The organism is Paraburkholderia sediminicola (assembly GCF_046026855.1).
Classification (GTDB): Bacteria; Pseudomonadota; Gammaproteobacteria; order Burkholderiales; family Burkholderiaceae; genus Paraburkholderia; species Paraburkholderia sediminicola_A.
Genome location: NZ_JAQQET010000034.1, coordinates 57,072 through 70,045, shown reverse-complemented (window position 1 = coordinate 70,045; position 12,974 = coordinate 57,072). Strand labels below are relative to the sequence as shown.

The window sequence follows — 12,974 nt, the reverse complement described above, 5'->3', positions numbered from 1 at the left end:
CTCGCTTTCGATTGTCTTCAAGACGCTTCTTGGCCGGGGGTCGGATCGGCTTGCAACAAATGCCCCAGCCGACCGCCCGCGATGAACACTCCGACAAAAATATTCAAGATGACACCACCAAACCAACATGTCGCGTAGCTCGTGTGGTTCGAGTCGGTGAACACCGGCAGGGCCATGCCGATCAGGCAAATTACTGTGCCGACAAAGAGCCAGAGAAAGTCGATTCCGCGCTGTGCGCTGCGCGCGAAGATGTTGACTGAATACCAAATGATGAAACCCATCCCAAAGAGCAGGTTAAGAATGGGGATGGACATAAACAACACGAACATGACGAGCAGCGCAGTTTTAGAGAACGCGGTGCCGCGTTTGGCTTGGGTGTTCGCGCTCGCGAGTTTTGGATTTGCCATAAGTGCCTCGAAGGGTTAAAGCCGCGTGGCGGCGATGGGACATGAATTCGCGGGCGGGTCAGCGCGTCGCGGGAACGTGCCGTGTCAATTGGAGGCGGGTCGTGGTCGCGGGGCCTTTTGTCGGCAAGTCCTGATACTCCTGCTTCACGATCCGGCCGACTGCGGGCGCATACCAATCCGTTTCTCGGGAGACGCCTCGCCCTCCATACAGATCGTTGCTTTGCCAAAGCGTCTTTTCTTCGATCTTGAACGCGTCGAACGCGCCAGCCTCGGTCTCAATGCGTTCAACCGCGACCACTTTCGCGTCGCGATCGCATTGAGTCTTCCAAGAGCCGTTGGCGTAGACGTAAGACGCGGACCATGTTTTGCCCACACTGAGCGGAAAGCTCAGCTTTTGATCGCTGGGCGAGTAGCTCGCGGAGCCTGAGCGGACGATGTTCGCGCTCTCGTCAAGAGTCAGCGATCCGCTTCGCCCGCCGCCGAGCGCCAAGCTCGTTTGGCCGTTCGCGACACCGACGACTTTTTGCGTGTAGCGGGAGTTTTGCCCTGGGTCGAGGGCGTTCGTGAATTCGAAATCCCATTCTTCTCCGACAGAGAAAGTCGGCGCTTGCGCTTCGGTCGGAGGCGCGGAAACAGGCGCGGGCAGAGATGCGCCGAGCGCAGCGGAAGCCGCCACGGCGGCGGATGCGGCTAGGGTTGCAAGTGGCACGGAGAGACCCGCCTCAATTGAAAACGGATGGAAGCGCCGTGCCCGATCCGGCCGGAAGCTGGCGCGCTTGCACCGCCGCCGCGACGCCTGTCGTGAACGACCACGAGACGGAGAACGCTTGCGCCGTCGGAATGCTGGTGTTCGTCAGAGACCCTGACACCGTTGCCTTGTAGGTTGCGTTGTTGGCGAGCGGCTGGAACGGCACGCACATCGCCAAGCGGGTCGATTCGCTGTTGTTCGTGTTGTCCGTCTCTTGGCACGGCACCGCGTTGCCCGAAGCGTCAGCGATCGAGAAGTTGATGTTGGAGAACGCGCCGTTGCCCGCAGCGCTCAGCGTGACCGGATAGCCGACCGTCTTTCCGATGTAGGTTGGCGCGTTCGCCATGGGGTTCGGCGACTCGTTGGCGACCCAAGACGGCTTCACGTTCGTCTGCCCGTCGTAGGGATAAGCCACGAGCTTGTAGTCGGGCGTCTGCTGGACGTAGTCAACAAAATCGCCAACCAACGTCGAATATTTCGCGGGGTCGGTGTTCGCCGGGCCTTGGCCTAAGCCGACGCCGGTCGTGTCGAACAGGAAAATCGCGCGGTGGAACGGCGCGTCGAACAGCCCATCGACCGCTTCGGCAGACGACGTGAACGGGCCGCCGATCCCCGCGGCGATTTCGCCGACGGAGTTGGTGGTGTAGCCAGCAGCCTTTACGCGATCCGAAGGAGCAACGCCGGTGAACCCCGGCTGGCCAGCGACTTCATAGTGGCCCACCGCGTTGGCATCATGCATGTAGATCGCGTGGTTTTGAGCCGCAGTGTTCACAGCGGCGATTTGTTTTAGTTGGGAAAGGCCAAGCTGAGCTCGCTTGTTGTTCGCGTAGGCGAACGAGTCTGCGACGGCGTCGCCCGTCAACGTCGGGGAGCCAACGGACGCCCCTGTCGCTGCGAGCAAGGAGATGGGCTGGGGCGTTGACGCAGTTGACCCGGTTTGCCCTGTTGAGCTGGTTTGCCCCGTCGGATTGGATGACGAGCCCCCTCCGCCGCCGCACGCGGCGAGGGCTGCGGCGGCCAGCGCCGCGAGAAATATGGTCTTGTTGGTCGTTTTCACTTGATGCCCCTCGATGCGCGCGCGGGCGGCGCGAGCCCCCGCTCGCGCTGAGGCCGCGCGCAAATTTGTTGAATGTTCGAAACGCCTAAATTGATTTAATGCGTCAACATCATAACGCCAGGCGTCAATTCGCAGCGCGCAAGCAGAATGAAAATGACGTGAAGCGTCGTTTTTTTGTGACGCGTGGAGACGTTAGGATGAAAGCCGAAAGCGACGCCCGGGGCGAAGATTTGGCGCGCAAAGTGGGTCGCGCGATCGCGCGCGAGCGAAAAATCGCCGGATACACCCAAGCTCGGGTGGGCGACGCCTTGGGGCTGGAAAAGGAAACCATTTCCAGAATCGAAACCGGCGTCATCGTGCCGTCGATCCATCGGTTGGCCCAGTTCGCCGATCTGTTTCGCTGCCCGCTCAGCGCCCTTTTTGGAGAATACAGAGGCGGCGGAGCCGAGGACGCGGGCGCGATCGCGCAATTGGTGGCCGGTTTGCCGCAGGATGATCGGCGGGCGATTCTCCGAATCATTTCGGAGGTGGCGGCGATCGCCCGGGAACGGGAGGTCATGCGCCAGCGATTTGAGATCGCCTTGCAAACAACGGATGGCAAGCCGCCGCGCGTCAAAATCTGAACGCATGCTGGCGAACCCGTCGCCGCTTTGTCGCTCGAAATCCGTTTCATCGCTTCCCCGATTTGCTTTTGTGTTTTCGCGAGCGACAAATGCCACTCGCATGGGGCGTATGATCCGTTCGATTTTTTGGCGGCGTCGGACAAATCGTCCGCGTTTGAGCCTCATTTCGTCCAGAGCGCCGAGAAATGATTTCCGCGCGGTGTTAAGCGAGCCCTTCGTCCAATAAACTGCAAAAAACGCGACGGGGTTGGGAATGCCAAAACCATTGAGATTCGACAGCGCGCAAATGCGCGCAGGCGACGCCGAGGAAATCTGGCGGGAAAGCCTGCGGGCGATGTATGAGATAAAGCGGCCGAAGGGCATCGAGTTTCGAGCCAAAATCCAGACTTGGGATTTGGGCGGGGCGATGCTTTTGACCCAGCATGCGGCGCGAGACGAGGTGCAATTCCAAAGAACGAGAAAGCGAATAGCGACATCCGGGGTCGATCAATATCTCGTCCATTGTTTGCTGGGCGGCTCGTTGACATCGGAATTCGCGGACGGGCAGCAGGCGGTGCCGTTGAATTCCGTGGCGGTTCGAGACATGTCGGTCGAGAACATCGGCTTCGCCCGAAACGCGCCGATGCTGACCCTGAGCATCCCGCGCTTGGCCTTGGACAAGCGGCTCCCCGAGGGCTCGCGCCTCCACGGCGCATGCTTCGCCGAGAACGATCCGATTGGCGCGCTGGTGGCGTCGCACGTCCGGACTTTGGCGGCCGTCTTGACCGAGATGTCGGTCGAGCAATCAAAAGTGGCGGCGGAGGCCACGCTCGACCTGCTGGCGGCTTGCCTTTTGCCGAAGGCGCAGCTCGACGCGACACGGGACGACCCGAGGCTCGCGCCGATGCTGCGGGCGCAAGCGCTCGCGCACGTTGAGCGGCATTTGCTGGACCCTGAGCTTGGCGCGGACGCCTTGTGTAAGGCGCTGAAAGTGTCTCGGACGACCTTGTACGAGTTGTTCAACGAGTCCGGCGGCGTGGCGCGGCATGTTCGGGGCAAGCGCCTGGACGAAGCGATGCGCCGCCTCGTCAGCCCCCGGCACGCGCGCGAGCGCGTTTCAGAGATCGCCTACGCGACCGGCTTTTCAAGCGAGAAGACATTCAGCCGCGCATTCAAAGAGCGGTTTGGGTGCACGCCCAGCGAGGCGCGCGAAGAGCAATCGGCGGTCGCGGCTTCGGGCGAAAAAACGATCGGCGAGGCGCAGGGGTTGGCGTCCGAATACGACGCGGCGGTCCGGCGATTGAAGGCGTAGTTTGCGTTGCGCAAAACGGCCGATGACAAATCGACGCCAATCCGATCGACAGCGAGAGAAATCTTTGGGAGATTTTTGATTCGTTCGCCGCATGAGCGGCGGCGGAGTTTCGCGCCGTTTTCGAAAAATCGCGCCCGGTGGGTTTTCACCATAAAAATGGTGCGTCGGGTGTATAGCCAAAAAAAGAGAAGCAAACAGCGCACAAGTCAAAATATTGCGCCCATGGCGTCGGCTCTGCGAGTCCGCCAGCCTGAGCCGAGGCATGTTTGCTCTCGCCTCGTTTTGCTTGTAGTTTCTTTCCTATACACCCGACGCACCGCTTCGCGGTGCATTTGCGGTGCGCTTCTCGAACGCGAAAACTGTCCTTTGCCGACGCAGCAACTTGCTGCGCGCCGTTCACGATCGGCGCCCTCGCAACACCCGTCGGCGAGACTCAGCCCCTTCAACCATGCCGAGAAGATCGAAGTCTTTCGGAAACCAAGGGCAAAGAGTTTTTTCCAAGAAGCCATCCCAAATCGCGATGCATCGGCCAGCAAGTTCGACCAAATCGAGCTTGCTGTCTCCCGCCACGATCGACCAACGCGCGTTCGCGTGGCCCAGGTTGGACGGCCAACCGGCCGGAACATATTCGCGAACCACGGAGAACGTTGGATCGTGGAACGGCTCCCGGTCCAAGCGGGAATGCTTGAAGCCGTTCGCGATGTCCCTGCACACGCGCAGCTCGACGTTCGCCTGAAACAACGCGTTCAGGCGCTCGGCGTCGACGCCCGAGTCTTTGAGCCAGTCCCGCAGATGGAAGCAAGCGACGAAGAACGCTATAAGGAAATCAAGCTGGTCGGCCGATGAGCGCTCGGCGTCGATCGCGCAAACGCGATCGCGCCAGCGAAGCATGCGACGGTATTGCCCGTGCCACCCCTCCGCCTCTTGCAGCGTCAAGAGCAATCCCATAGTCCACCCGCGCTTCGCGCTGAAAATGACCACGCCCATATGGCGTCTTCTCAATGCTAAATCACTTTGCGGTCAATCATCCCCTTCGCTGCGTTTGCGGCATAGTGAGTGGGCGCTACTTCGCAAAAGCTTGCCAGACAAGGCAAAATCCAAAGTGTCCGGGTCGATGCGGAGCGTTCCACATGAAATTCAATCGCTTTTCGCTTTGTTTCTTTGACGTGCTGGGATTTGAAACGCGGTTCTCCGATCTCGGCTTAGGCGGCATGCTTCAAAAATATGTCGCGCTGATCGACCTGGTGGACGCGAAGAATGAACACATGGGCCGCGTTTTCGGAGAGATGGGGTTTTCTGAAAGCGCCTACTGGCTATCAGACGGCGACGCCTTTGTCTTTTCCCGTCTTCATGGCGCTTATGCAAGCGATTCTCTGCTTGTGTGGACGCACACTGATTTTCCTGAGGCTCGACACCCAACCGCGCTTGACCTGACGCCAGCCGAGCGCGAGCGTCGCGCGTCTGAGCCTGCCCACGGCTGGCAGTATCACCCCATTCCGTGTGACAACCTGCTCGACGTTTGCAACGAGATGATTTGCCATAGTCTGGAAATCGGTTTGCCGTTGCGTGGCGCGCTTGCTCTTGGCGAGGCGGTGCTGCACAAAGAGCGCTGCGTGTATCTCGGCCAGCCGCTCATCGACGCCGCGCGAATGGAGCACTCGCAACGGATCATTGGAGCGTCGTTCACGCGCTCATTCATGAATCAGATCGTTCCGCCGAGGTATCTGGTGCCGTTCGACAAGCATCTGAAAGACGCTCGCGACGGTTTGTTCCAAGGAAGCGTTCTTGATTGGCCAAGGCACTGGCGGGCAACGCGAAAGACCGATCTTCGCGAAATCATTCGGTCGCTCAACACGCTTGCGGCGGCAGCGGCCTATTACGACAACACGCTTTGCATGATCGACGCCTCAGACGCCCGGGCCGACCTGTTTAAGGGGCCGGGTGAAACTCCGCTTGGGAGCGACTATCCGCAGTTTGCCGCGAAAGAGCTTGCGCTTCGGGCCTGCGCGGTGAAGCGCATCCCGGCCAACGACGGCGCATAGGAAGTTTCGCCTGCTGTTGAGGTGGCTGCCATGAGGCCGACTGAGGAGGCGAAAACGCCCTCGCGAAGAAAGCCTTGCCACCGCGCTTCGTGGTCGCGCAGGCAGGCCCAAATGATCGGTGTCGCTCGCCCCGTCCAATCGCTTTCGGCGCTGCGCGTCAATTCTTTTTCTCGCCGTATCCAAGAAGAACCGTTTCGAGTTCAGCCGATTCAACGTGTCCATTGCGCGCCGAGTCGTTTCTCATTTCCAAGACCATTTGAGTGAATGCCGCTCGCTGCTCCTTCGTGCTCATCGTCGCTCCAAGCCGCTCAAACGCTGAGAACGCACTCACAACGACGGGGGCTCCGTATAGGCAAATGCGGCATTTGGCGTCCGCTGTTCTAAACCCCAGGTCGCGCCCTTCGGCAGAGTCGCGCGGGTTTCTCGCATTGGCGTGCTCGGACACACATTTCAGATAGTCCGTGTAAGCCTGCGTTCGAAGCTCTTGGTGATGCTTCTGCCGATCGAGGTGGCGGGTGAGCCAATATTGAAGAAGAGCGCCTATGACGACGCCAAGAAACGAAAAGGCGGCTGCGATCAGTGGAAGGGAGTCTTTCATAAGGCGCAGGCCAAGTCGCGATTGAGATGTGGGGAGGAACAGCACGACGAGCAACAATAATCCGCCGCCCGGAAGATTTCTGCGCTAGATGAGCGACCGGCGTCGGCCCCGTGGCATCAACATGGACGATCCACCAGAGTGGCTTGCTGATTATGCTCACTGCATTTTTCAGTAGCTCGTATGCTCGGAAATCGGCTCGCTAAGCGCGAGGTCGCGCGTTCAAGACGACCGACGCGTGTAGGCGAAAAAACGGTGCGGTGCGGGACTGGCGGCCGTTGCCGCCGATTCGGCTCCGAAGCGGTTTCTATCAGTATTGAGTTTGCCGAGGCTGACCCGATCTCGTCGATTCCCGTATGTTGCCGCGAGAAATGCCTGCCGCCCCGTCATCAAACCCATCAGACCGTTCATCAGAGATGGGGGAGGCGCCAACCGAAAGCCTTATCTCGTTCCTTGACAGTCCGCCGATGAGGTGAGAAGACAGCACTGCGGATAGGTTCTTCGAAGGCCTGTGCGGACGAAACTAGCCTTTGGCAGGGCGCATCCGAGTGAGATCAATAGAGTTTGAAGCAAACAGGAGACTGACATGGTCATTACTATCGGAGAGGCAGGCATTATTCTGGGAATTGCTTGCGTCGCGGTCAAATTGTCAATGGATCGTTTCGTGAACAATAAGCCGAGAGCAGAAGAACACCCAAAACCATCCCAGCCACTCAACCCACTCCTTCGTTTCATTTCCAATGAGAGACGCGATCGCCATCGCTAAAAAAATGGCCTCGACGATTTCAAAGGCATGAAGCAAGAGAAAAGCAAAAAAATCGGGAAGGTGCTTCCATTTCTGCGTCCCAAACAAGAGTATTGTCGGAGCGACCGCGCCGATTCCGAAATGCATCGGACTCACTGATTCGATCAACCATTGCTCAATCGCAATAAGATGCCACGGATAGTGCGGAAGAGGTAGAAGGCCAACCACCAAGATAACGATCAAATAGCCGATCGTTCCAAACACATTCAGGCATCGCGTGAAGGTCCACGGCTTTTTGGGTGGCAAGAGAGATTTCATTCTTCTTTGCGAGCGGAGTGTGAAGTTGCGGGCCCGGCGTCCTTTGGGACTGACGCACATATCGAAAACGAACGTGATACTATCAGTGAGCCGTTTATTTTTCATACGATTTCTGGCTCACCATCGCCTAAGCGTCTGATTTTGCTGACGAACTCTCGGGAGCGGGTTGTCCTCCCTGATTCGCCACCAGTTGCAAGAAAAAGCCGCTGATCCATAAGGTCAGCGGCTTTTTTGTTTTTGGCTTTCCAAACAGCAACTTCAAGGAGGTTTCTTGATGACGTTCCGCACCGCCGCGCTTGCCGCGGCCACTGCATCCTTCGCGCTTCTCGCCACCGCGTCGCCGCTTACCGCTAACGCTCAAACGCCGCCCGACAGTCAGTGGCGCGCCAGTTCGCTCATGCTTGCGACGCTGCTGCAGGACGGCTACAAAATCGTCGCGGTAGTGAATGGCGCCCACGTTGATGCCGGCTCGGCCAATACGATTTTCGTTCAGCGCGATCAGAGCGCTTTCAAATGCATCGACCCGTCGCCGACTGATGCGAAAACCAGGGCAGCGTGCTTCGAACTGGTTCAGCCCTCGGGTGCCGCGTCCGAATCCAAATAGGCGAATGGCTTTGCGGATGCGAGCCATCGGCTTCAAGGCTCGCAACGAAAAAGGAGCGGGCTTGCGCTAGCTCCTTTGCAGTACCTTTGTCCGGTGTAGCGCGAGCTAAACCTGGCAAGCCCCGCGCTCAACGATCCACGAGGCGGCTGAGGTTACCGCGCACGCGTTGCAACAACGCGATGAGCTGCTTCGCTTCGTTGTCGGTAAAACCGTTCAGCGCCTCGAGCGCAACTTCATCACCTACCTTGCGGGCCTTGCCGAGGGTGCGCTCGGCCTTCGGCGTCATGCGCACCTGGCGCTCGCGGCGATCCTGCGGATTGGCCGTGCGCTCGATCCAGCCCCCCTCTTCCATGCGATCCAGCAGACGTCCCGCCGAAATCGGCGCGACTTCGAGCAGATCCGCGAGCCGAGCCTGGTTGACGTCGCCGTAATGGGCGAGGTTGGCCAGCACGCGACACTGCGCGCGCGTCAGATCGACCGATGACTTCGCGAGATCGTCAAAACGCTTGCCTGTCAGGCGGCCGACGTCGGAAATCAGAAAGCCGAAGCGTTCTTCGAGTTGGGTGGTCATGCGCGGATTATACGAAAGGCTTTCGTTTGTCATCGTCGGAATGGTCAAAACGGGTGCAATTCAGGCTCCGCATAATTCCTGATGGGCGCACGCGCTTGCAGCCGATATACTAAGCATGCTTACTATATCGACAATCCGGCTCCCCCATGCCCTCCGACTTCCCGCCGACGAGCGCCGCCCCGCTCAACCGGCCGATGATCACCGTCTCGATCATGCTCGCGACGTTGATCCAGACGCTCGACAGCACCATCGCCAACGTCGCACTGCCGCACATGCAGGGCACGCTGTCGGCGTCGCAGGATGAGATCACGTGGGTGCTGACCTCGTATATCGTCGCGGCCGCGATCGCCACGCCGTTGACCGGCTGGCTGTCCGACCGGCTGAGCGTCAAGCGGCTGCTGATCTTCGCGATCGGCGGCTTCACCGTCGCCTCGGCGCTGTGCGGATTATCGGAAACGCTGACGCAGATCGTCGCATCGCGTTTGCTGCAGGGGGTTTTCGGGGCCTCGCTGGTGCCGCTCTCGCAGTCGATCCTGCTCGACATCAATCCGCGCGAAAAGCAGGGCCAGGCGATGGCGGTGTGGGGCATGGGTGTGATGGTCGGACCGATTCTCGGGCCGACGCTCGGCGGCTGGCTCACCGATAGCTACAACTGGCGCTGGGTGTTTTTCATCAACGTGCCGATCGGCGCGTTCGCGCTGTTCGGCGTGGCAACCTTCCTGCCCGCGCGTGAACCAAAGCACGACGCGAAGTTCGACGCATTCGGTTTTGCCACCTTGGGGCTCGCCATCGGCGGGCTGCAGGCGATGCTCGATCGCGGCGAACAGCTCGACTGGTTCGGCTCGCATGAAATCGTGATCGAGGCGCTGATCGCGGCGATCAGCTTCGCGTTCTTCCTCGTGCATACGGCGACGGTCGGCAAGAAATCGTTCTTCAAATACGAGTTGCTGAAGGACCCGAACTTCGCCACCGGCACGTTCTTCATCTTCGTGATCGGCGCGGTGATGTACGCGACACGCGCGCTACTGCCGCCGATGCTGCAAAACCTGATGAACTACCCGGTCGCGACCACGGGACTCGTCACGGCGCCAAGCGGCGCGGGGACCATGGTCGCGATGCTGATCGCCGGACGGCTATTGAAGCGGGTCGATGCGCGGCTTCTCCTGCTTGCCGGCTTTCTGATCTCTGCATTCGCGCTGTGGCAAATGATGCATTACACGATCGTGCTGTCGGCGTCGGATATCGTCTGGCCTGGCGTGATCCAGGGCTTCGGTTTGGGCCTCGTGTTCGTGCCGTTGAGCGCGCTCACCTTCTCCACGCTTACGCCGGAACTGCGCGCGGACGGCACCGCGACGTACAGCCTGATGCGCAATATCGGCAGCAGTATCGGCATTTCGATCGTACAGACGCTGATGACGCGCAACACGCAGGTGTCGCACGCGGACCTCGTCGCGAATATCACGCCCTTCAATCCGGCGATCCAGCCGATGCTCAACAGCGGCTCGAACTACGACCTGGCGGCGCTGAACGTATCGATTACACAGCAGGCGTCGATGATCGCTTATCTGAACGACTTCAAGCTGATGTTCCTGGCAACACTGCTGGTCATTCCGCTGCTGTTGTTGATCCGCCCGTCACGCCAAGCGCCGGATGCATCGGTGGCGCACGCCGCGATGGACTAACGAAGGCCGGGGATGAATTGCCGGGCGAAACACATGGCGCGTTCGCGCCGTGCTCACCCTTCGATTCTTCCGCGCGTCACCCCGAGCAATCCCGCCATCGCCTCGCGCGCCGCCGCCGCGTCACGGTCGCGAATCGCTTCGAACACTGCGGTGTGCTCCGCGAGCGATGCATTGAACACGTCCGCGCGTTTTGCATTCAGGCGTAGTTGCGCCTCCAACGTGCGCTCGATCAGCGTGCCGAGCGGAATCAGCAATTCGTTGCTGCATGCCGTCAGCACGCTCAAATGAAACTGCAGATCGGCGCGCACCCATTCGTCGACATTGCGCGCTCCGACCATCGACGCATGCGCCGCCGCCAGCGCATTGAAGGTGCCGTCCATATGCGAGGCCGCCGCCAGACCCGCCGCGTACGGCTCGATCATCTCGCGCATTTCCTGCAACTTGAGCGCAAACGCCATCGGCTCGGCGACGCGCGAGTACCAGTCGAGCACATCGACATCGAGCAGATTCCACGCAATTTTCGGCCGCACTCGCGTGCCCACTCGCGGACGCGATTCGATCAACCCTTTCGATGTCAGCGTGCGAAGCGCCTCGCGCAACACCGTCCGGCTCACGCCGAAGGTGTCCATCAACTCCGCCTCGCGCGGCAGGATCGAGTCAGGCGCGTAGTCGCCGCGCAGAATCGCGGTCGCCAGCAGATGAGCGACGCGCCCATGCAGATCGTGCTGAATAGCTTTCTCCCAGCGGCCTCTCGGCGCTATTGATAGCGGGCCTGAGCCCGGAACGACCGCGATTATCCGGCATCTCAACCGGCGCACTCACTGTTTCAACGCCGGCCCGCACTCGGTGTCCAGCCAATATTTGGCCAATAGTACTATTAATAGTACTTAAACACCCTTTTGTTGTAGCATGTGAATCCTCGAAATATTTCGCAGACGCCCAAGCCGCCAGGAGACGCACACCATGAAAATCACCAAGCTCGAAACCTTCATCGTCCCGCCGCGCTGGTGCTTCCTGAAGATCGAGACTGACGAGGGCATTGTCGGCTGGGGGGAACCGGTGGTCGAAGGCCGCGCGCATACCGTGGCGGCCGCCGTCGAGGAACTGTCCGACTACCTGATCGGCAAAGACCCGCTGCTGATCGAAGACCACTGGCAGGTGATGTATCGCGCGGGCTTCTACCGCGGCGGCCCGATCACCATGAGCGCGATCGCCGGCGTCGACCAGGCGCTGTGGGACATCAAGGGCAAACATCATGGCGTGCCGATTCATGCGCTGCTCGGCGGCCAGGTGCGCGACAAGATCAAGGTGTATTCATGGATCGGCGGCGACCGGCCGAGCGATGTCGCGAATAACGCGCGCGCCGTGGTCGAACGCGGCTTCAAGGCCGTGAAGATGAACGGCTCGGAAGAACTGCAGATCATCGACACCTTCGACAAGGTGCAAGGCGTCATCAACAACGTCGCCGCCGTGCGAGAAGCGGTTGGACCGAACATCGGCATCGGCGTGGACTTCCACGGCCGCGTGCATAAGCCGATGGCGAAGGTGCTGGCGAAAGAACTCGACCCGTACAAGCTGCTCTTCATCGAAGAGCCGGTGCTATCGGAAAACGCGGAAGCCTTGCGCGACATCGTCAACCAGACCAACACGCCGATCGCGTTGGGCGAACGCCTGTATTCGCGCTGGGACTTCAAGCACATCCTGTCGGGCGGCTACGTCGACATCATCCAGCCGGACGCGTCCCACGCGGGCGGGATTACCGAGTGCCGCAAGATCGCGTCGATGGCCGAGGCATACGACGTCGCGCTCGCGCTGCACTGCCCGCTCGGTCCGATCGCGCTGGCCACCTGTCTGCAGATCGATGCGGTGAGTTACAACGCGTTTATCCAGGAACAGAGCCTGGGCATTCACTACAACAAGGGCAACGATCTGCTCGACTACATCAAGAACCCCGAAGTCTTCAAATACGAAGATGGCTTCGTGTCGATTCCACAAGGCCCGGGCCTCGGTATCGAAGTGAACGAAGAGAAGGTGCGCGAAATGGCGAAGGTCGGCCACCGCTGGCGCAATCCGGTGTGGCGTCACGAGGATGGCAGCGTCGCGGAATGGTAAGCGTGTGACTGGTTTGCCTGAATGATCGAACGCCGCCTGCGGGCGGCGTTGTCTTTTCTGCCGCCGGCCAGCCGCATGGTTCGAATCCGGCGATACATCGAGCCGGGTACGCCTCAGCCAGACGGTAGCCACGCGTTACGGTCGCGTCACGTTCGCGGCCTCGCAGTTACGTAACATCC

14 protein-coding genes are annotated in these 12,974 nt (G+C 60.0%); 6 read left to right on the top strand and 8 right to left on the bottom strand.

The features are described from left to right. Nucleotides 1–17: 17 nt before the first annotated feature. From PQR40_RS30400 to PQR40_RS30390, 3 genes are read right to left on the bottom strand one after another with little or no spacing between them, the layout of a single operon-like run. Entirely contained in the window at nucleotides 18–407 is a 390-nt protein-coding gene (locus PQR40_RS30400; protein ID WP_408510511.1) for a hypothetical protein, read from the bottom strand. Between the two features lie 58 nt (nucleotides 408–465). After that, the gene (locus tag PQR40_RS30395; RefSeq protein WP_408510510.1) at nucleotides 466–1,116 is read right to left on the bottom strand and encodes a TapB family protein; all 651 of its coding nucleotides are present in this window, start codon (nucleotides 1,114–1,116) and stop codon (nucleotides 466–468) included. A 13-nt stretch (nucleotides 1,117–1,129) separates the two neighbouring features. Next, nucleotides 1,130–2,212: a CAP domain-containing protein gene (locus PQR40_RS30390; protein ID WP_408510509.1), complete on the bottom strand. Its 1,083-nt coding sequence runs from the start codon at nucleotides 2,210–2,212 to the stop codon at nucleotides 1,130–1,132. A gap of 197 nt (nucleotides 2,213–2,409) precedes the next feature. Between PQR40_RS30390 and PQR40_RS30385 the strand changes: the two genes are divergently transcribed. Both PQR40_RS30385 and PQR40_RS30380 read left to right on the top strand, forming a co-directional pair. After that, on the top strand, nucleotides 2,410–2,835 hold the full coding sequence (locus tag PQR40_RS30385) for a helix-turn-helix domain-containing protein (protein WP_408510508.1): 426 nt from the start codon (nucleotides 2,410–2,412) through the stop codon (nucleotides 2,833–2,835). Between the two features lie 253 nt (nucleotides 2,836–3,088). Further along, the gene (locus tag PQR40_RS30380) at nucleotides 3,089–4,126 is read left to right on the top strand and encodes a helix-turn-helix domain-containing protein (RefSeq protein ID WP_408510507.1); all 1,038 of its coding nucleotides are present in this window, start codon (nucleotides 3,089–3,091) and stop codon (nucleotides 4,124–4,126) included. 396 nt (nucleotides 4,127–4,522) lie between these two features. Here the strand turns inward: PQR40_RS30380 and PQR40_RS30375 are convergent, their stop codons facing one another. Beyond that, on the bottom strand, nucleotides 4,523–5,113 hold the full coding sequence (locus PQR40_RS30375) for a hypothetical protein (protein ID WP_408510506.1): 591 nt from the start codon (nucleotides 5,111–5,113) through the stop codon (nucleotides 4,523–4,525). 143 nt (nucleotides 5,114–5,256) lie between these two features. Between PQR40_RS30375 and PQR40_RS30370 the strand changes: the two genes are divergently transcribed. Next, on the top strand, nucleotides 5,257–6,168 hold the full coding sequence (locus PQR40_RS30370) for a hypothetical protein (RefSeq protein WP_408510505.1): 912 nt from the start codon (nucleotides 5,257–5,259) through the stop codon (nucleotides 6,166–6,168). A 157-nt stretch (nucleotides 6,169–6,325) separates the two neighbouring features. On the opposite strand, the gene PQR40_RS30365 is transcribed toward PQR40_RS30370, so the two are convergent. Both PQR40_RS30365 and PQR40_RS30360 read right to left on the bottom strand, forming a co-directional pair. After that, on the bottom strand, nucleotides 6,326–6,766 hold the full coding sequence (locus PQR40_RS30365; protein ID WP_408510504.1) for a hypothetical protein: 441 nt from the start codon (nucleotides 6,764–6,766) through the stop codon (nucleotides 6,326–6,328). Between the two features lie 646 nt (nucleotides 6,767–7,412). Then, nucleotides 7,413–7,826 carry a hypothetical protein gene (locus tag PQR40_RS30360; protein ID WP_408510503.1) on the bottom strand — a complete coding sequence of 138 codons (414 nt, stop codon included), beginning with the start codon at nucleotides 7,824–7,826 and terminating at the stop codon, nucleotides 7,413–7,415. 274 nt (nucleotides 7,827–8,100) lie between these two features. On the opposite strand from PQR40_RS30360, the gene PQR40_RS30355 reads away from it, so the two are divergent. Next, nucleotides 8,101–8,430: a hypothetical protein gene (locus PQR40_RS30355; protein ID WP_408394295.1), complete on the top strand. Its 330-nt coding sequence runs from the start codon at nucleotides 8,101–8,103 to the stop codon at nucleotides 8,428–8,430. A gap of 127 nt (nucleotides 8,431–8,557) precedes the next feature. On the opposite strand, the gene PQR40_RS30350 is transcribed toward PQR40_RS30355, so the two are convergent. Next, nucleotides 8,558–9,001, bottom strand: coding sequence for a MarR family winged helix-turn-helix transcriptional regulator (locus tag PQR40_RS30350; RefSeq protein ID WP_408240934.1), 444 nt, complete (start codon nucleotides 8,999–9,001; stop codon nucleotides 8,558–8,560). A gap of 194 nt (nucleotides 9,002–9,195) precedes the next feature. Here PQR40_RS30350 and PQR40_RS30345 point away from each other — a divergent pair, with 194 nt between their 5' ends. Further along, nucleotides 9,196–10,683 (top strand): DHA2 family efflux MFS transporter permease subunit, encoded by a 1,488-nt coding sequence (locus tag PQR40_RS30345; RefSeq protein WP_408510527.1) that lies wholly within the window; start codon nucleotides 9,196–9,198, stop codon nucleotides 10,681–10,683. Nucleotides 10,684–10,736: 53 nt separating this feature from the next. Here PQR40_RS30345 and PQR40_RS30340 read toward each other — a convergent pair whose 3' ends face one another. Further along, a complete protein-coding gene (locus PQR40_RS30340; protein ID WP_408510526.1) occupies nucleotides 10,737–11,444 on the bottom strand; it encodes a FadR/GntR family transcriptional regulator in 708 nt (235 codons plus the stop codon). Between the two features lie 202 nt (nucleotides 11,445–11,646). On the opposite strand from PQR40_RS30340, the gene dgoD reads away from it, so the two are divergent. Beyond that, nucleotides 11,647–12,795 (top strand): galactonate dehydratase, encoded by a 1,149-nt coding sequence (gene dgoD / locus PQR40_RS30335; protein WP_408240928.1) that lies wholly within the window; start codon nucleotides 11,647–11,649, stop codon nucleotides 12,793–12,795. The last annotated feature ends 179 nt before the right edge of the window (nucleotides 12,796–12,974 follow it).